A 19,516-nucleotide genomic window follows, 5' to 3' on the forward strand; every position below is an offset into this window, starting at 1 on the left:
GATGTGTAGATACCCATGCAGCGATAGGGCCCTGAAGCCTTACACGCTATCCACCTTCAACGACTGGTCATTCAGCATCCCGTTGATGACGGTCGCCGTATCCGCCCCCGCCGCGATCATCCCGCCCGAGCCTGCCGTCACCCCGTAATGCTGGGCCAGGTCCACTCCTGCCAGGTCGATGGTCTGGGTAGCCGCCGCCCCGGCCACCGAACTGACCTCGATGGTCGACACCACACTGGCGCCACTGCCGGTCACCTTGAAGTGCAGGTAATCGTCCAGTGAAGCACTGGTGGCGTTCTCCCCCTGCAGCAGTTGGGAGAGATCCAGGTGATCGGTGCCAGGGGTAAAGTCGCTCACAACATCATGCCCGTTGTCGCCCAATTGCCACTGGAAGGTATCGGCCCCCGGGCCGCCGGTCAGGGTGTCATCCCCGCGCCCGCCGATCAGCAGGTCGTCGCCACCACCGCCACTGAGCACATCGTTGCCGAGGCCGCCGCGTAACACGTTGGCGTTGCCGTCACCGGTCAAGGTGTCGTTGTAGTCCGAACCGACCAGGTTCTCGATCGATACCAGGGTATCCAGCCCGGCACCGACGGTATTCTGCTGAGCGGCGATGGACAGGTTGACCGTGACCCCGGCGGTGGCGCTGGCATAGCTGGCCGTGTCGATACCGGCGCCGCCGTCCAGCAGGTCGTTGCCGGGACCGCCGATCAGCAGGTCATTGCCATTGCCGCCATACAGCGCATCGTTGCCGTCACCGCCGATCAACACATCGTTGCCATCGCCACCATTGAGCGTGTCATTGCCGCTGCCGCCAAGCAGGGTGTCGGCATTGACGGTACCGGTGAGGATCGAGCTGTCCTGGTAGTTGATATCCACAGCCCCGGTCGCCGTGCCGCCATGACCGTCGCTGACGGTGTAGGTACCGTTGTATTGCGGCGTGTTGTTGGCGGCGCCGGAATAATCGATGGTCATGGTCAACTGATAGTTTTCCGCGTTGTTGGCATTGCCTCCGCCACCGCTGTTGGTGAGATTGACCACATGGATGCTGTAGACCCCGTCATGGCTGGCGATGAAGGTTCCGCCATCGGCAATGGTCTGGTAGCTGCCGGTGGCGTCCTTCCACTCCATCAGCACATTGCCAGCCGGCCGGTCATGGTCGAGATTGAGAGACTCGCCCTGCTTGAGGGTAACGGTGATGGTGTCTTCGTCGTTGGCATTGGCCGTAGTCACCGCGCCCAGGTAGCCGCTGACAATGACCGCGGCGGTCATGGAAGAGGCTGTTCCGGTGAAGGTGCTGCGGGCGATGTCCTTCAACTGGTTCGCCGCATTATTGTTGGTCCCGTTGAATACGACCGTAGGCGTTGTATTACCCACGGTGAAGTCCGCGCCCCGCGCCGTCCAGCCGGTATTGAAGGAAATCGGGGAAGCACTCAGTCGGTCGTTGTTGGCATCGGTGTCGTTGGCCACCAGCGCCTCGGACGGCACAGTGATAGTGGCCGACAGGATATTGGTGATGACATGGTCGGCCCCGGCCACCGGCGCGGCATTGGTGTAGACATTGACCAGCAGGGTGGCATTGCTCAGGTCACCATCGTTGTCGCTGACCACAAAGCCGATGTTCTCCACCTGGCTGCTGCCATTGTCTTTCGGCGGCGTGTAGGTGAATTCGCCGGTGTCCATGTTCACCACGATCGAACCGCCGAGTACCGTCTTCACCGTGATGCTGTTGCTCGCGGTATCGAACATGCCGCGATCGGTTCCCCCGCTGGCAGCATAGGATCCCTGGTTGGAATTACCCTTCGGATCGTAGGTATAGGTGGTGCCATCGGTTACCAGTGACTTGATGAAACCGCCGTCGGCCCCGAAGTAGCCGCCAGTCATAAGGCTGCCAGTGACCGGTGCGCCCTGCACCGTGCCGGAAAGTACCGAGTTGAGCTGGTTGAGATCGGTGACAACGGTGGAGTTGGTGTCGGTGTGGGTGCTGCCGTCATAGGCCAGTGGGTTGAGATTGCTGGTATTGACCCCACTGCCCAGGCCGATGGCGTAGGACTTGATCCCGTTGGCATCCAGGAAGTTGGTCCAGGTGGTTTCGCGGGTACCGGAGATGGCATGACCAGACGTAGGCTCGCCGTCGGAGAAGAAGTAGGTAATATTCTGCGCGCCTACGATTTTTCCTGCGGTGGCAAACGCCGCCTGGGCCGTGGTGGTGGCGGAGTCATAGTAGGTGTTGCCGCCAGCGCTCAGGCCATTGACGATGGTCTTGGCATCCGCCACCGAAACCCAGACGGAAGACGGCTGGGAAGCACCACTCGAGAAGGTGACGATCTGCACCTTCACATCACCCAGGTCGTCATATTTGTCCAGCAACTGCGCGATGGCCTGCTTGGCCAGCTGGATACGGGTCAGTCCCGGTACGCCGGAGGCATCGTTCATGCTGCCGGACACGTCGATCACCAGCAGCAGGTTGGAATCCACCTGGCCCGGAGTGACAGAACGGGTCGCACCCACGGCCTTGGGTACGTCGTCGACGATGTTGATCTGGATGGTGCTGGTGGTGAAGTTGCCGAGCGCATCCGTCGCCTTGTAGGTGAAGGTCTCGCTCATCACATTGGCGCCATCGTTGGCACCACTCGGGGTCTTCGGCGCGGAGGTCAGGGTGTAGGTGTAGGAGCCGTTCGCCAGCAATTGGATCTGGCCGTAGGCACCCGTCGGACTGCCCAGCAGGCTGTAGGTAATGGCGCCGGAACCACCCGACACCGACCCCACCAGGGTCCCGCTGCCGGTTTCCGCGGTATTGCCCGGATCGCTGCCGATCACAGTCCCTGCGGCCAGGTCCTGGCCATCTTTCGTCAGGTCCAGTGCTTTTTCATACACCGTAATGTCCTGATCCTGTCCGGCGACCAAGCCGCAATCCTGCACATTGATGGTCAACGTCGTGGTGCTTTCATCACCATCGGAGTCGCGAATGGTGTAGGTGAATACATCCTGCGCCCCGGGCGGCGCCACCGAGTTCGGGTTGGCGTGATAAACCGCATTGCCTGCGGCATCCAGGGTCAAGGTCCCGTAGATGCCCGCAACGTTGGTGTTCAGCGAACCGATGGCTGCAGTCGCAGTGTTGGCGCCGGCGCGCACGCCCACCACCACATTGCTACCCGGATCGTCGGCGCCTCTGGTGTCATTCACCAGCACATTGCCACTGACCGTGCCGCCCTCCACCACCGAGGCCGAGTCCGCTCGCGCCGTCGGTACGTCATCGACGATGTTCACATCCAGGCTGCCACTGCTGGTACTGCCATCCGTATCGGTGGCAGTGACGGTGAAGCTTTCGGTCAGGTTGTTGATGCCTCCGCCCGTTGGATGGGCTTCGTTATCCAGCAAGGTGTAGCTGTAGGACACGACACCCGTACTGGCGTTGTACCCGGTGACCGTCAGGGTATTGCCCAACAACGTCGTGGTGCTTTGCGGGAAGGTTGCTGCCACGCCACCGCTGATTACATTGATACCGCCGACACTCAGGGTTTGCAGGCCGTCCGGTGCGGTAACCGTAAAGGTGCCGGATTGGGTTAGCGCTACTGCGTTGGGGCTGCTGCCGTCGCTCAGGTTCTTCTCGTAGACAGTTAGCTCACCACCAGACACGTCAAGACCGTTGAGGGTCACCGGATCGTTGAGGTTCTTGATGTTCAGCACCAGATTGGCGGTGCTGGTGTCGCCATCGGCATCGCTCAGCGTGTAGGTAAAGGTCTCGGTGCCCGTACCGCCGCCATGCAGGTTGTAGAAGTCCGGATCCGAAGGATTCAGCGTATAGGTGTAGGAGCCGTCCGCCGCCAGCACCAAGGTGCCGTAGGTTCCGGTGAAGGTACCTGCGGTGATCGGTCCGGTGACACGGTCGGCGCCCTGGACATCGTTGGTCAGCACATTACCCGTCAGTACAGTTGCTGCCTCGGTAGCCACCGATGCATTGGTGTCAGCCACCGCCGTCGGCACATCATCGACGATGTTCACGTCCAGGCTGCCGCTGCTGGTGCTGCCGTCGGTGTCGGTGGCGGTGACCGTGAAGCTTTCTGTCAGGTTGTTAATGCCACCGCCCGTTGGATGGGTTTCGTTGTCCAGCAAGGTGTAGCTGTAAGAGACCACGCCGGTACTGGTGTTGTACCCGGTGACCGTCAGGGTATTACCCAACAACGTCGTGGTGCTTTGCGGGAAGGTTGCTGCCACGCCACCGCTGATTACATTGATACCGCCCACACTCAGGGTTTGCAGGCCGTCCGGTGCGGTAACCGTAAAGGTGCCGGATTGCGTCAGCGCTACTGCGTTGGGGCTGCTGCCGTCGCTCAGGTTTTTCTCGTAGACAGTTAGCTCACCACCAGACACGTCAAGACCGTTGAGGGTCACCGGATCGTTGAGGTTCTTGATGTTCAGCACCAGATTGGCAGTGCTGGTATCCCCATCAGCATCGCTCAGGGTGTAGGTGAAGGTCTCGGTACCCGTGCCACCGCCATGCAGGTTGTAGAAGTCCGGATCCGAAGGATTCAGCGTGTAGGTGTAGGAACCGTCCGCCGCCAGTACCAGGGTGCCGTAGGTTCCGGTGAAGGTACCTGCGGTGATCGGCCCGCTGACACGGTCGGCGCCCTGGACATCGTTGGTCAGAACATTACCGGTCAACACGGTTGCCGCTTCCGTCGCCACGCTGGCGTTGGTATCCGCGACGGCTGTCGGCACGTCATCCACGACATTCACGTCCAGGCTGCCGCTACTGGTGCTGCCATCCGTATCGATGGCAGTGACGGTGAAGCTCTCGGTCAGGTTGTTGATGCCACCGCCCGTTGGATGAGATTCGTTATCCAGCAAGGTGTAGCTGTAGGAGACAACGCCGGTACTGGCGTTGTACCCGGTGACCGTCAGGGTATTACCCAACAACGTCGTGGTGCTTTGCGGGAAGGTTGCCGCCACACCGCTGCTGATTACGTTGATGCCGCCCACGCTGAGGGTTTGCAAACCATCGGGTGCCGTAACCGTGAAGGTGCCGGACTGGGTCAGGGCAGCAGCATTCGGACTGCTGCCGTCGCTGAGGTTTTTCTCGTAGACCGATAGCTCACCACCAGAAACGTCCAGCCCGTTGAGGGTGACTGGGTCGTTGAGGTTCTTGATGTCCAGTACCAGGTTGGCAGTGCTGGTGTCGCCATCGGCATCGCTCAGCGTGTAGGTGAAGGTGTCGGTGCCCGTACCGCCGCCGTGCAAGTTGTAGAAGTCCGGGTCTGACGGATTCAGCGTATAGGTGTAGGAGCCGTCCGCCGCCAGCACCAAGGTGCCGTAGGTTCCGATGAAGGTACCTGCGGTGATCGGTCCGGTGACACGATCGGCGCCCTGGACATCGTTGGTCAGCACATTACCCGTCAGTACGGTTGCTGCCTCGGTAGCCACCGATGCATTGGTGTCAGCTACTGCCGTCGGCACATCATCGATGATGTTCACGTCCAGGCTGCCGCTACTGGTGCTGCCGTCGGTGTCCGTCGCTGTGACCGTGAAACTCTCGGTCAGGTTGTTAATGCCACCGCCCGTTGGATGGGTTTCGTTGTCCAGCAAGGTGTAGCTGTAAGAGACCACGCCGGTACTGGTGTTGTACCCGGTGACCGTCAGGGTATTACCCAACAACGTCGTGGTGCTTTGCGGGAAGGTTGCTGCCACGCCACCGCTGATTACATTGATACCGCCCACACTCAGGGTTTGCAGGCCGTCCGGTGCGGTAACCGTAAAGGTGCCGGATTGCGTCAGCGCTACTGCGTTGGGGCTGCTGCCGTCGCTCAGGTTTTTCTCGTAGACAGTTAGCTCACCACCAGATACGTCAAGACCGTTGAGGGTCACCGGATCGTTGAGGTTCTTGATGTTCAGCACCAGATTGGCAGTGCTGGTATCCCCATCAGCATCGCTCAGGGTGTAGGTGAAGGTCTCGGTACCCGTGCCACCGCCATGCAGGTTGTAGAAGTCCGGATCCGAAGGATTCAGCGTGTAGGTGTAGGAACCGTCCGCAGCCAGCACCAGGGTGCCGTAGGTCCCGATGAAGGTACCAGCGGTAACAGGACCAACCACCCGGTCAGCCCCTTGCACATCGTTGGTCAGAACATTACCGGTCAACACGGTTGCCGCTTCCGTCGCCACGCTGGCGTTGGTATCCGCGACGGCTGTCGGCACGTCATCCACGACATTCACGTCCAGGCTGCCGCTACTGGTGCTGCCATCAGTGTCGGTAGCAGTGACCGTGAAGCTCTCTGTCAGGTTGTTGATACCACCGCCAATTGGATGGGTTTCGTTGTCCAACAAGGTGTAGCTGTAGGAAACCACCCCAGTCGCCGGGTTGTAGCCTGTCACTGTCAGGGTATTGCCCAAAGGAGTCGTGGCTGTTTGCGGGAAAGTGGCCGCCACGCCGCCGCTGATCACGTTGATGCCGCCCACACTCAGCGTTTGCAGGCCGTCCGGCGCGGTTACCGTGAAGGTGCCGGATTGGGTCAGGGCAGCAGCATTCGGGCTGCTGCCGTCGCTCAGGTTTTTCTCGTAGACCGATAGCTCACCACCAGACACGTCAAGACCGTTGAGGGTGACTGGGTCGTTGAGGTTCTTGATGTTCAGCACCAGGTTGGCGGTGCTGGTGTCGCCATCGGCATCACTCAGCGTGTAGGTAAAGGTCTCGGTGCCCGTCCCGCCGCCGTGCAAGTTGTAGAAGTCCGGGTCTGACGGATTCAGCGTATAGGTGTAGGAACCATCCGCAGCCAGCACCAGGGTGCCGTAGGTCCCGATGAACGTACCAGCGGTAACAGGACCAACCACCCGGTCAGCCCCTTGCACATCGTTGGTCAGAACATTACCGGTCAACACGGTTGCCGCTTCCGTCGCCACGCTGGCGTTGGTATCCGCGACGGCTGTCGGCACGTCATCCACGACATTCACGTCCAGGCTGCCGCTACTGGTGCTGCCATCAGTGTCGGTAGCAGTGACCGTGAAGCTCTCTGTCAGGTTGTTGATACCACCGCCAATTGGATGGGTTTCGTTGTCCAACAAGGTGTAGCTGTAGGAAACCACCCCAGTCGCCGGGTTGTAGCCTGTCACTGTCAGGGTATTGCCCAAAGGAGTCGTGGCTGTTTGCGGGAAAGTGGCCGCCACGCCGCCGCTGATTACATTGATACCGCCCACACTCAGGGTTTGCAGGCCGTCCGGCGCGGTTACCGTGAAGGTGCCGGACTGGGTCAGGGCAGCAGCATTCGGGCTGCTGCCATCACTGAGGCTCTTCTCGTAGACCGATAGCTCGCCGCCCTCCGCATCAAGACCGTTGAGGGTGACTGGGTCGTTGAGGTTCTTGATGTTCAGCACCAGGTTGGCAGTGCTGGTATCGCCATCGGCATCGCTCAGTGTGTAGGTAAAGGTCTCGGTACCCGTCCCGCCACCGTGCAGGTTGTAGAAGTCCGGATCCGAAGGATTCAACGTGTAGGTGTAGGAACCATCCGCCGCCAGTACCAGGGTGCCGTAGGTTCCGGTGAAGGTACCTGCGGTGATCGGTCCGGTGACACGGTCGGCGCCCTGGACATCGTTGGTCAGAACATTACCGGTCAACACGGTTGCCGCTTCCGTCGCCACGCTGGCGTTGGTATCCGCGACGGCTGTCGGCACGTCATCCACGACATTCACGTCCAGGCTGCCACTGCTGGTGCTGCCATCCGTATCGGTGGCAGTGACGGTGAAGCTCTCGGTCAGATTGTTGATACCACCGCCCGTTGGATGGGCTTCGTTATCCACCAGGCTATAGCTGTAGGAAACCACCCCGGTCGCCGGGTTGTAGCCCGTCACCGTCAGCGTATTGCCCAAAGGAGTCGTGGCTGTTTGCGGGAAAGTGGCCGCCACGCCGCCGCTGATCACATTGATGCCGCCCACACTCAGCGTTTGCAGGCCGTCCGGTGCGGTTACCGTGAAGGTGCCGGATTGGGTCAGGGCCGCAGCATTCGGACTGCTGCCGTCGCTCAGGTTTTTCTCGTAGACCGATAGCTCACCACCAGAAACGTCCAGCCCGTTGAGGGTGACTGGGTCGTTCAGGTTCTTGATGTCCAGTACCAGGTTGGCAGTGCTGGTATCCCCATCGGCATCACTCAGCGTGTAGGTAAAGGTCTCGGTACCCGTACCACCGCCATGCAGGTTGTAGAAATCCGGACCCGAAGGATTCAGCGTATAGGTGTAGGAACCATCCGCAGCCAGCACCAGGGTGCCGTAGGTCCCGATGAAGGTACCAGCGGTAACAGGACCAACCACCCGGTCAGCCCCTTGCACATCGTTGGTCAGCACATTACCGGTCAGCACGGTTGCCGCTTCGGTCGCCACGCCGGCATTGCTGTCAGCCACCGCCGTGGGCACATCGTCGACGATCACCACGTTAAGGTTGACGCTGCCGGTGCTGCCATCGGTATCGGTAGCGACCACGGTGAAAGTCTCACCCAGGCTATTGGCACCGCCACCTGCCGGGTGGGCTTCATTGCCATTCAAGGTGTAGCTGTAGGTCACCAACCCGGTCGCCGGGTCATAACCGATCACAGTGAAGGTATTGCCCAGCGGCGTGACCACCGACTGTGTCCCGGTGTTCGCCACCCCACCGCTGACGACGCTGATTCCACCCACGCTCAGGGTCTGCAGCCCGTCCGCCGCACTGACGGTGAAACTGCCACTCCGGGTCAGTGCCGCCATATCCGGGCTGCTGCCGGTGCCAAGGTTGTTCTCGAAGACCGTGGTGATCCCGCCGTTGGCCCCGAGTCCGCCGATAGTCACCGGGTCGTCGAGGTTGGTGATGTTCAGCACCAGGTTGGCGGTACTGGTATCTCCGTCTGCGTCGGTCAGGGTGTAGGTGAAGGTCTCGGTGCCCTTGCCACCGCCGTGCAGATTGACGAAATCCGGGTCCGACGGATTCAGGGTATAGGTGTAGGAGCCATCCGAAGCCAGGACCAGGGTGCCGTAGGTTCCGACGTAGGTCCCGGGAATGATCGGATTGGCCACCCGGTCGGCGCCCTGGATATCGTTGGGCAACACATTGCCTGTCAGCACGGTGGCGGCTTCGCTAGCGACCGACGGGTTACCGTCGTCCACCGCCTGCGGTACATCGTCGATGATGGTGACATCCAGGCTGCCGCTGGTGACGTCGCCATTGCTGTCGCTGGCCAACACCGGGATGCTTTCGCCCAGGGCGCTGCCGGCAGTGGCGAGGGTGTAGCTGTAGTTGACCACACCGGTGGCCGCGTCGTAGCCAGTGATGGTCAGGACATTTCCCAGGCTGGTGGTAAAGGACTGTCCCACGCCCGTGACGGCACCATTGGTCAACACATTGATGCCGCCGACATTCAGATTGAACACCCCGTCGAGGGCCACCACGCTGAAGGTGCCGGTCTGGGTGAGCGCGCCCGGATTGCTGGCAGAACCCAGCGGCAGGTTGGCTTCATTGACCGAAATCTCACCGCCCTCCACCGCCAGCCCTACCAGGGTGATGGGATTGTCGACGACCGGAAGCGGCTCGTTGTGGTCGATGAAGCCGGTGTCCAGCTCAGCCCTTTCAGCGGCGAACTGCAGGCCGGCCGTAGGAAAGCCGATCACCGGATCGACACGTCCACCGACCTCGGTCAGCAGCACGAAGCTGTGACCGCCGCCCAATGCCCCCGGAGCCCCGTTCGTAGGGCCGGCCGCCGTGGCCTCGGCATCCTGGGTCGGGTCACCACCGGCGGCAATGGCTTGCTGGAGTTTCTCGACTTCGGCGAGCTGCGCTTCGCTCGGTGGGACCGCCTCCGGCGCCAGCACATGGGGTGCCTGGTGAGCTAACAGACCATTGGAAAGGCTCAGGCTGCTGTCACGCCCCAGGGTCAGCTCCCCGCCATTGGCCAGATGGACCGCCACCGCGCCTGTAGCACCGGTTTCCAGTCGCTCGCCGACGAACAGCCGATCGCCCTCGATCAACAAACGCCGGGTACCGTCGGCCTCGACCGCGAACACCTGACCGATCACCTTGCTGACCACACCAATTGACTTGGCCATCTAGCCACTCCTCCACTGTCGACGTTCTTCGCAGAAAAGCCTGTGGTGTCTCGTGGTTGAACACCCGGAAGGTGCCCGACTCGAAGTAGCTGCGACCGTCAAGACGGCGGGTTTTCAACCAGACCCGGATGCCTTGCATGGATCGCTGCGATGGAGTGACAACCGATAGTGGCGATTGGCTTCATGCCAAATTTCTGTCGCAAATCCCAAGGTTGTCTGACTCCGCTCCACGCCTTTCTTGCCCATGGTCGAAAGACGACCGAAGTTTTTCTGACGCCAGTAAAAAAGCGCTTTAGCGCGCTATTTACGTGGCCTGCGGGTTAAACAATGTGCCGCTTTCCTTAGACCGCATAAGTTTTTTTTCGCATAACGCTTATGAAAATTTCTTCTTAGCTTTTCGCCCAAATGTTCTTAGCTCTGTTGTTACAAGCGTGAAACGGTTAAACCACAATTTTTCGCCATTTTTTTGGCGATTGCAGATCCAAAAATGGACTCAGGGAGAAGTACCCCATGCGCGTTTTGAACCCCATCACCAGTGCAGTTCTACTGGCCATCGTCTGTGCCAACGCCCAGGCCATGTCAGTGCAGGAAGCCGTGCAAAGCGCTGTGGATTACCACCCGGAAATCAAGTCGGCAGGCAACAGCAAGCTGTCTGCCGATGAAGATGTGAAACAGGCTCGCGGTGGCTACTACCCCACCGTCGATCTGGTTGCCGGTTATGGTCGAGAACGTTCGGACAACCTGAACACCCGGGGCCTCAACCCTGACGGCACGCGCAATCACAACAAGGAAACGCTCAACTACACCCAGTCGGAACTGAGACTGCGGCAGATGCTCTTCGATGGCTTCAATACCTCCAACGAGGTGGCCCGCACCCAGGCCTACGCCACGTCCCGGGCCTATTACACCCAGGCCACCGCGCAAACCGTGGCGCTGCGGGCAGTGGAGGTGTATCTGGAAGTGCTCAAGCGTCGTGAGTTGCTGACCCTGGCCAAGAACAACCTGCAGGCGCACCTGCGGGTCAACGACCAGATCGGCCTGCGCAGCGAGCGCGGCGTGGGCAGCACTGCCGACCTCGATCAGTCCGTGGCCCGCCGCGCCCTCGCCGAGAACAACCTGAATACCGCGGAGGTGGACCTGCAGGATGCCGAAGCCAACTTCTACAGCGTGGTGGGCCGTTTCCCCGATGAGCTGGAAACGCCCGCCTCGATCAAGGGCCTGCTCCCTGCCAGCCTTCAGGAAGCACGCACTGCCATGCTGCAGGACAACCCCTACTTGAAATCGGCCCAGGCCGATATCCAGGCCGCCGAACAGCAATACGAACAAGCCAAGTCGGTGTTTTATCCACGTCTTGACGCCATAGCGTCCACCGGAGCCAACAACAACATCGGGGGCGAGCCAGGCCATAGCAATACCGACTGGAGGGCCGGCGTGGAGATGACCTGGAACCTTTACCGCGGCGGCAGCGACAAGGCCCGCCTGCAATCGGATGCGCACAAGATCAACCAGGCCATGGACATTCGCAACAACGCCCTGCGCCAGCTCACCGAAGACCTGTCGCTGGCCTGGAACGCCTTCAACAACGCCCAGAAGCAGACCCCGGCGGCCAGGCAATATGCCGAGACCACCACCCGGGTGCGCGCCGCCTACCAGGACCAGTTCGGCCTCGGCCAGCGCACCCTGCTCGACCTGCTCGACAGCGAGAACGAGCTGTACAACGCCAATCGGCGCTATGTCGAAGTCCGCTATATCGAGGAGTTCTCCGCTTACCGGCTGCTGGCCAACATGGGTGACCTGCTGACAAAGCAGAAAATCTCCCTGCCGCCGGAAGCCATCGCCCAGAGCGAAGTACGCAACAACGTGCAGTTACCTGACATGCGTTGACCCTGTTCCGCCGCAGCGGCGGGAGGTAGGCCATTGTGACCAGCATGCAACCGACAAGCTCGGCGGACCCGCGCCAGAGTTTCGATGATCCGTTGCTCGATGGGCTGTTGATTCTTTGCAAGCTCCACGGTTGCACGGCCAGCCGCGCCAGCCTGAGCAGCGGCCTGCCCTTGCCGCAGCAGCGTCTCGATCTCGAACTGCTGCCTCGCGCTGCGGCCCGTGGCGGCTTGCAGGCGAGGGTGCTGCGCCGCGAGCTGGAGGCGATTTCCGCGCTTAACCTGCCAGTGCTGCTGTTGTTCAAGGACGGCCGCTGCGCCGTGCTGCGGCGCTGGAAGGACCCCGACCAGGCGCTGATCCTGCCCTGTGAAGCCGACGGCGGCGAGCAGTGGGTCAGCCGCCAGGAACTCGCCGACGCCTACGCCGGCCACGCCCTGTTCGCCCGCCCCCGCCATGAACTGGAACAGCAGCGCGACCCGCTGGTACCCAGGGTGCACGCCTGGTTCCGCGATACGCTGCGTCAATCCCGCTGGCTATACAGCGACGCCCTGCTGGCCAGCCTGCTGATCAATCTGCTGGGCCTGATGGTGCCGCTGTTCGTCATGCAGACCTACGATCGTGTGGTCCCCAACCAGGCCACCTCGACCCTGTGGGTACTGGTGATAGGTCTACTGATCGGCACGCTGTTCGAACTGGTGTTGCGGGTGGTCCGCGCGCACCTGCTGGACCAGGCCGGTAAGAAAACCGACATGATCCTCTCGGCGACCCTGTTCGAACGCATCACCGGCATGTCGATGAAGGCCCGCCCGGACACCATCGGCGGCTTCGCCCAGAGCATCCACGACTTCCAGGGCCTGCGCGAATTCCTCACTGCGGTGACCCTGACCAGCGTCATCGACCTGCCCTTCGTCGTGCTGATGCTGGCGGTCATCGGCCTGCTCGGCGGCTGGCTGGTGCTGATCCCGCTGATCGCCTTTCCCCTGACCGTGATCTTTGCCCTGCTGATCCAGATACGCCTGCGCGATACCGTGCAAAAAAGCCTGGCCCTCGGCTCGGTACGCCAGGCGCTGTTGATCGAAACCCTCGGCGGCCTGGAAACCCTCAAGGCCAGCGGCGCCGAAAGTGAACGCCAGTATCAGTGGGAAAGCACCCACGGCGCGCTGACCCAACTGGATGCCCATGCCCGCCAGCTCTCGGCGCTGGCCAGCAACGGCACCCTGTTCATCCAGCAATTCTGCGGCATGGCCACCATCGTGGCCGGGGTCTATAGCATCATCGCCGGCAACCTCAGCGTCGGCGCGCTGGTCGCCTGCTACATGCTCGGCAGCCGGACCCTCGCCCCGCTGGGGCAGATCGCCGGGCTGATCACCCGCTACCAGCAGGCACAACTGACCATGCGCAGCACCGACGCACTGATGGCCCTGCCCCAGGAGCGCCGCACCGACCAGCAACCGCTGGAGCACACCCGCCTGCACGGTGCGCTGGAGTTCAACCGGGTGACCTTCCGCTACCCCGGCCAGGCCAGCCCGGCGCTGAACAGCGTCAGCTTCAGCGTCAAGCCCGGCGAGCGCATCGGCATCATCGGTCGCAGCGGTTCGGGCAAGAGCACCCTGGCGCGCCTGGTGATGGGCTTCTACGAGCCGGACGACGGCCAGGTACTGCTCGACAACCTGGACCTGCGCCAATTGGATATCGCCGACCTGCGCCAGCAACTGGGCTACGTCGCCCATGACCTGCCGCTGCTGGCCGGCAGCCTGCGCGACAACCTGACCCTCGGCGCACGCTATGTCAGCGATGCACGCATGCTCGAAGTCGCTGAATTGACCGGAGTCAGTGAACTGGCCAGGCAGCACCCGCGCGGTTTCGACCGGCCTGTGGGCGAGCGTGGGCAACTGCTTTCCGGAGGCCAGCGCCAGGCCGTGCTGCTGGCTCGGGCAATGTTGCTGGAACCGCCGCTGGTGGTCCTCGACGAACCCACCAGCCACATGGATAACAGCAGCGAAGAGCAACTGCGCCAGCGCTTGCACGGCTGGGTCGAGGGCAAGACCCTGCTGCTGGTGACCCACCGCACCGCCATGCTCAGCCTGGTGGATCGCCTGCTGGTGCTGGACAACGGCAAGATCGTGGCGGACGGCGCCAAGGATGCGGTCATCGATGCGCTGCGCAAGGGACGGGTCGGGCAGGCCCTGTAAAAGAACACGCGTACCCTGTGGGAGCGGGTTCACCCGCGATGGCGTTGGTGAACTCTCCACCGCAATCGCGGGTAAACCCGCTCCCACAAGGTCCGCGCTGAACCGACTATCGTTTCATTGCTACACAAGAGGCACGCACCATGTCCTCGCTGCGCAGCTACTTCCACAGCTTCAACAAGACCGCCGAACACGACTACCTGCCGGACCTGGCCCGGGCCACCCTGCAGGACTCGCCACGCCGCTCCCGGCTGACCGTGTGGCTGGCGGCGGCGCTGCTGCTGATAGCGCTGGTCTGGGCCAGGTTCGCGGTGCTCGACGAAGTGACCACCGGCGAGGGCAAGGCCATCCCGTCGAGCAAGGTCCAGGTGATCCAGAACCTCGAAGGCGGCATCGTCACCGAAATCCTTGTGCGCGAAGGGCAGATGGTGAACAAGGGCGATACCCTGCTGCGCCTGGACGACACGCGCTTTCGCTCGAACAAGGGCGAGAGCGAGGCCGACCGCTACGCCCTTACCGCCCAGGTCGATCGCCTGGCGGCGGAGGCCGAGGGCAAGCCCTTCCAGGTCTCCGAGGAAGTACGCAGCAAGGCGCCGCAGGTGGCCGAGGACGAGATGGCCCTGTACCAGTCACGCCAGCGCCGACTAAGCAGCGAGAAGCAGACCCTCAACGAACAACTGCGGCAAAAGACCCAGGAGCTCGCCGAGTTCCGCTCCAAGGTCGAGCAATACCGTTCCGGGCTGGCCCTGCTGCAACAGGAGCTGGACATGTCCACGCCATTGGTGAAGACCGGCGCCATCTCGCCGGTGGAGATCCTGCGCCTCAGGCGCAACGCAGTGGAAGCCCGTGGCTCGCTGAACGCCACCAGCCTGGCGATTCCCCGGGCCGAGGCAGCGGTGGCCGAGATCAAGAGCAAGATCGAGGAAACCGATGCCAGCTTCCGCTCGGAGGCGGCCAAGGAACTCAACGACAAACGCACCGATCTGTCGAAGATCACTGCCACCAGCGTCGCCATCGACGACCGGGTCAACCGCACCACGGTGGTCTCGCCGGTCCACGGCATCATCAAGATGCTCAAGGTCAACACCATCGGCGGCGTCGTGCAGCCGGGCAGCGACATGGTGGAAATCGTGCCGGTGGAAGACAACCTGCTGATCGAGGCCCGGGTGCGGCCACGGGACGTGGCGTTCCTGCATCCGGGGCAGAGCGCGATGGTCAAGTTCAGTGCCTACGACTACTCCATCTATGGCGGGCTCACGGCGAAGCTGGAACTGATAGGCGCCGACACCATCACCGATGACAAGGGCAATGCCTTCTACATGATCCAGGTACGCACCGACCGGAACCACCTGGGCGGCGACAACAAACCGCTGCTGATCATCCCGGGAATGGTGGCGACGGTGGATATCATCACCGGGGAAAAGAGTGTGCTGGATTACCTGCTCAAGCCGGTGCTGAAGGCGCGGACCGAGGCCTTGAGGGAGAGGTAAGGGCTGGAAATCGTCTGTGTTGCTGATGGCCTCATCGCCGGCAACGCCGGCTCCCACAAGATGGACTGCCCCCGAAAAGTTGGACAGTTTTAGCTAGCAGCTTGAGCCCTGTAATCGACAGGGCTTAGGCCGTTTAACCTCAGCTTGATGCGGTCATGGTTGTAGTAGCGGATGTACTCGTCCAGACCGGTGGTCAGCTCTTCGATGCTCTCAAACCGCTTCAAATAGAAAAACTCAGACTTGAGCGTGCCGAAGAAGCTTTCCATAGCGGCGTTATCCAGGCAATTTCCTTTGCGCGACATGCTCTGCTTTACCCCACGCTGCTCAAGTTTTTCGCGGTATTGGCGCTGCTGATAATGCCATCCCTGATCAGAGTGGATGACCAGCTTCGGCTCCTTTCCCAAGCTACTCAGGGCTTTTTCCAGCATGTTCCCCACCAGCTCATAGCTTGGGCGGCGAGCGATCTCGTAGGCCACGATCTCACTGTTGTACAAGTCCATCACTGGTGAGAGATAGAGCTTTTGCTGAGCCACTTTAAACTCCGTTACGTCAGTTACCCACTTCTGATTGGGCCGCTGGGCAATGAAGTTTCGCTCCAGCAGATTCTCGGCAATCCTGCCTATTTCTCCTCGATAGGACCGATACTTTTTAGGCCGCACGACCGCCCGCAAACCTTGGTCGGCCATCAGCCGCTCCACAACCTTCTTGTTCACCAGGATGCCTTGATTCTTGATCGCAAGCGTCACACGCCGATACCCATAGAGCCCTTTTTCCTTGTGATAGACCTGACCCACCAGCTCTTTCAGATCGGCGTGTTTATCCGGCTTTTGAAGGCTTTTGAGCTGGTAGTAGAAGGTGCTGTTCGACAACTCGACCAGGGCCAACAACGCTGACAGCGGGAATCGGGTTCGGAGTCTGGAGACGATCAGCGTTTTTTCTCTTGCCTTCGTTCCTTCTCCTCTCTCAAAGCCTTCAGCTCCTTTAGGACAGCGTTCTCCATGCGCAGATACTCGAGTTCTGCCATGAGCTGATCTCGCGGCTTCAGCGCGTCGTCAGTGTCAGTGGGTTTGAGTGGCTTGATCTTCTTGGACACGTCGGCAGACTTTTTTCGTTGAGTGGCAGTAGAGGTGGCAAGGTTGCCACTGTAGTACTGGTGCTCCCAAATGCCTACCCGGGAGGACTGTCCCAAGCCGAAGTGAGCTGCCGTTTGACGCAGGGAAAGCCGATGCTCGCGCATGTACTGCACGACCCTGCGCTTGAAATCGATGTCGTAGCGCTGACCGTGAGGTATGGGACTGATAGTGGAACGGGCTTTATAGCTCGCCACCCAGCGCCTCAGCAGGCTGAAATCGATACCGAAATGCTGGGCTACCTTTCGGAAACCATCGGTGCCCTCCAGGTAGGCAGTGATGGCTGTGAGCTTGAACTGCTCGGTGTACTTACTCATAACTCCCCCAAGGGTTGGATTAGTCTCCAACTTCTTGGGGGCAGTCCAAGATTCGCGGCGTACAAAAACCTGTGGGAGCCGGCGTTGCCGGCGATGGGGCCCGAGAGATCAGCGCAGATGATTGCGCTCGAACGTCTCCATCCCCATCGCCGCAATCTGCCCCTCGATCAACACCTCGAACGGCCGCAGCAACTTATCGAAGCGCCCCGCGCCCTCCAGCACATTCAGCGCCTGGGCCACCGCCTCCACCGTCGACAGCGCTCCCGCTTCCGGCGCCTTGCGCAAGCGGTAGCGGGACGGCCGCACCTCGGCCAGGGTGACCCGCGGCAACCCTTGCAGCAATGGATTGAGGTACAGCAGCTTGCGTGCCTTGCGCCAGGTTCCGTCCGGTACGATCAACAGCCACGGCCGTTCATCCACCGCCCCGGAATAAGCGGCCAACGCCTCGGCGCCATCGCCCGGAAACAGCAATCCGGGGCGGTACCCCGGCGTGGCGATCAGCTCCGACAGGTCGTCGAACACCTCCCCCACCCGCAGTTGCGCATTGCGCAGCCCCAGCGCCGCCAGACGCGCGGTATTGAGTGCGTGACGCACCTCATCGGGATGCTGCAACAGCACCACCCGGGTACGGCTGTCGAGGCACGGGATCGAAGGGCAAAGGCAATGGCTTCGTGGACGCAGGCAGCGTTCGCACTGGATTCTGGACATCGGGTTCTCCTGGGGCGGTGAATTTTGCCACAGCAGTCCCGGAAAGCACCCACATCCGTGTGGGCCGGTCGAAGATCTAGCGGTTGAAACGTTCAGCAAGGTCGTGCAGATACCCCGCCATGCGCTCCAGTTCGACACTTATTTCAGCGCCCTGGCGGGCCTGGCCGGCACTGCGGTCGCACAGCTGGGCGATGCGCACGATCTGCTGGTTGATATCTTCCACTACATGGCTCTGCTGCTCGGACGCCGTGGCAATCTGCTGGCTCATGCCGGTGATCCGACTAACCGCCTCGCGGATTCCGCCCAGTGCCTGTTGCACCGCTTCAACGCTCTGCACGCTGTCGCGGGAGATCTGCTCGCCCTTGCTGGCACTGCTCACCGCCCGGTCGGCTCCCGCCCGCAGCGAAGCGATGATCTGGTGGATTTCCTCGGTCGAGGCACGGGTGCGCTGGGCCAGGGAGCGCACTTCGTCGGCCACCACGGCAAAGCCGCGGCCCTGCTCACCGGCCCGCGCCGCCTCGATGGCCGCGTTAAGCGCCAGCAGGTTGGTCTGCTCGGCAATCGACGTGATCACATCCACCACACTGCCGATGGATTGGGTCTGCTCGGCCAGGGCGTTGACCGCCGCACCAATCTCGTGAACCGCCTCGGTCATGCTGCCCATGGCCTTTAGGCTCTGCTGGGCAAGGTCGCTGCCCTGGCGCGTCAACTCATCGGCGTCGGAGGCTGCATGCGCGGTGCTCTGCACGTTATGGGTCACTTCCTGGATAGTCGCCGCCATCTGCGCCACGGCGGTGGCCGACTGGTCGGTTTCGCTGCGCTGGCGGTCGAGCATCTGCGCCTGGGAGTCGGAAAGTTCCGACGACTGCGAAGCCCGGGTCTTCACACTGACGCCGGCATCCACCAAACGTGTCAGCGCCGTCTGAAGACGCGCCTCCTCGCTGATCATCGCCAGATCGAGTTGCCCCTGCGGGCCAAGGTTACGGCTGTAGGTCAGGGCCACCAGCGGGCTGGTGAACGCCTTCGGATGCTCGGCCAGGGTGCGGCGGATGACGCGATTCTGGCGGTTTTCCAGAAGGAACCAGGCCCCCAGCAGGCTCGCCATCAGCAACCCAAGGGCCGCGTACTGCGGCAAGGTCAGGTAGCCGACCACCGAGACCAGCCCGGCCAGCAGCAAGGGCCAGCCATGCTCCAGCACATCGCCGACCCGGGCCGCCCAAGGCGTGGGCGAACGCCCGGCACGCAAGCGCGCATACAGCGCCGAGGCCCGCCCGACCTGCTCCCGGGTTGGCAACGAGCGCACCGACTCGTAACCGCTGATCCGGCCGTTTTCGTAGATCGCCGTGACATAGGCGCTGACCCAGTAGTAATCACCGTTCTTCGCCCGGTTCTTGACCACGCCCATCCACGGCCTGCCCTCCTTGATCGTCTCCCACATATGGCCGAACACCGCTGGCGGCATATCCGGGTGGCGCACGATGTTATGGGGCTGGCCGATCAATTCTTCGCGGGTGAAGCCGCTGATGGCGACGAAGGCGTCGTTGCAGTAGGTGATCCGGCTGTTCAGGTCGGTGGTGGAGATGAGCCGCTGTTCCTGCGGAAAGGTTCTTTCATGCTCAGTGACGGGCAAGTTATTGCGCATCTTGGGCGATCCCTGCTGATGAGATGGATGGGAAATTCATCACAGCAAGAAAAGGAATAGCAGAGCATTCAACTGGATGTCGGCAATAGGCCAGTGTTTTTTA

7 protein-coding genes and 1 pseudogene are annotated in these 19,516 nt (G+C 61.5%); 3 read left to right on the plus strand and 5 right to left on the minus strand.

The window, feature by feature from the left end; genetic code table 11:
- Positions 1 to 39 precede the first annotated feature (39 nt).
- Positions 40 to 10,056, minus strand: coding sequence for a retention module-containing protein (locus tag ACPFMA_RS20510; RefSeq protein ID WP_425928557.1), 10,017 nt, complete (start codon positions 10,054 to 10,056; stop codon positions 40 to 42).
- 510 nt (positions 10,057 to 10,566) lie between these two features.
- Here ACPFMA_RS20510 and ACPFMA_RS20515 point away from each other — a divergent pair.
- The 3 genes from ACPFMA_RS20515 (at position 10,567) to ACPFMA_RS20525 (ending at position 15,616) form a co-directional block, all read left to right on the plus strand.
- The gene (locus ACPFMA_RS20515; protein ID WP_064301947.1) at positions 10,567 to 11,940 is read left to right on the plus strand and encodes a TolC family outer membrane protein; all 1,374 of its coding nucleotides are present in this window, start codon (positions 10,567 to 10,569) and stop codon (positions 11,938 to 11,940) included.
- A 35-nt stretch (positions 11,941 to 11,975) separates the two neighbouring features.
- Positions 11,976 to 14,129, plus strand: a complete 2,154-nt coding sequence (locus ACPFMA_RS20520; RefSeq protein ID WP_425928558.1) for a type I secretion system permease/ATPase — start codon at positions 11,976 to 11,978, stop codon at positions 14,127 to 14,129.
- 140 nt (positions 14,130 to 14,269) lie between these two features.
- The gene (locus ACPFMA_RS20525) at positions 14,270 to 15,616 is read left to right on the plus strand and encodes an HlyD family type I secretion periplasmic adaptor subunit (RefSeq protein WP_425928559.1); all 1,347 of its coding nucleotides are present in this window, start codon (positions 14,270 to 14,272) and stop codon (positions 15,614 to 15,616) included.
- A gap of 89 nt (positions 15,617 to 15,705) precedes the next feature.
- Here the strand turns inward: ACPFMA_RS20525 and ACPFMA_RS20530 are convergent.
- From ACPFMA_RS20530 to ACPFMA_RS20545, 4 genes and pseudogenes are all read right to left on the minus strand, one after another.
- Positions 15,706 to 17,063, minus strand: a protein-coding gene (locus ACPFMA_RS20530) for an IS3 family transposase (RefSeq protein WP_425928249.1) whose coding sequence is annotated in 2 segments (ribosomal slippage) — positions 15,706 to 16,587 and positions 16,590 to 17,063 — 1,356 coding nt in all. Because the reading frame shifts where the segments join, the coding sequence is not laid out codon by codon here.
- A 108-nt stretch (positions 17,064 to 17,171) separates the two neighbouring features.
- On the minus strand, positions 17,172 to 17,771 hold the full coding sequence (locus ACPFMA_RS20535; RefSeq protein ID WP_425928560.1) for a tRNA-uridine aminocarboxypropyltransferase: 600 nt from the start codon (positions 17,769 to 17,771) through the stop codon (positions 17,172 to 17,174).
- 76 nt (positions 17,772 to 17,847) lie between these two features.
- Positions 17,848 to 18,876, minus strand: a complete 1,029-nt coding sequence (locus ACPFMA_RS20540; protein WP_420058385.1) for a methyl-accepting chemotaxis protein — start codon at positions 18,874 to 18,876, stop codon at positions 17,848 to 17,850.
- Positions 18,877 to 19,131: 255 nt separating this feature from the next.
- A pseudogene (locus ACPFMA_RS20545) lies at positions 19,132 to 19,413 on the minus strand (PAS domain-containing protein); the annotation flags it as partial.
- Between the last annotated feature and the right edge of the window lie 103 nt (positions 19,414 to 19,516).

This window comes from Pseudomonas sp. NyZ201 (assembly GCF_049860765.1).
Lineage (GTDB): Bacteria > Pseudomonadota > Gammaproteobacteria > Pseudomonadales > Pseudomonadaceae > Aquipseudomonas > Aquipseudomonas bharatica.

Coding starts and splice junctions, on each gene's coding strand:
- ACPFMA_RS20510 (WP_425928557.1), bottom strand. CDS start 10,056: ATGGCCAAGTCAATTGGTGTGGTCAGCAAGGTGATCGGTCAGGTGTTC.
- ACPFMA_RS20515 (WP_064301947.1), top strand. CDS start 10,567: ATGCGCGTTTTGAACCCCATCACCAGTGCAGTTCTACTGGCCATCGTC.
- ACPFMA_RS20525 (WP_425928559.1), top strand. CDS start 14,270: ATGTCCTCGCTGCGCAGCTACTTCCACAGCTTCAACAAGACCGCCGAA.
- ACPFMA_RS20535 (WP_425928560.1), bottom strand. CDS start 17,771: ATGTCCAGAATCCAGTGCGAACGCTGCCTGCGTCCACGAAGCCATTGC.
- ACPFMA_RS20540 (WP_420058385.1), bottom strand. CDS start 18,876: ATGGCGAGCCTGCTGGGGGCCTGGTTCCTTCTGGAAAACCGCCAGAAT.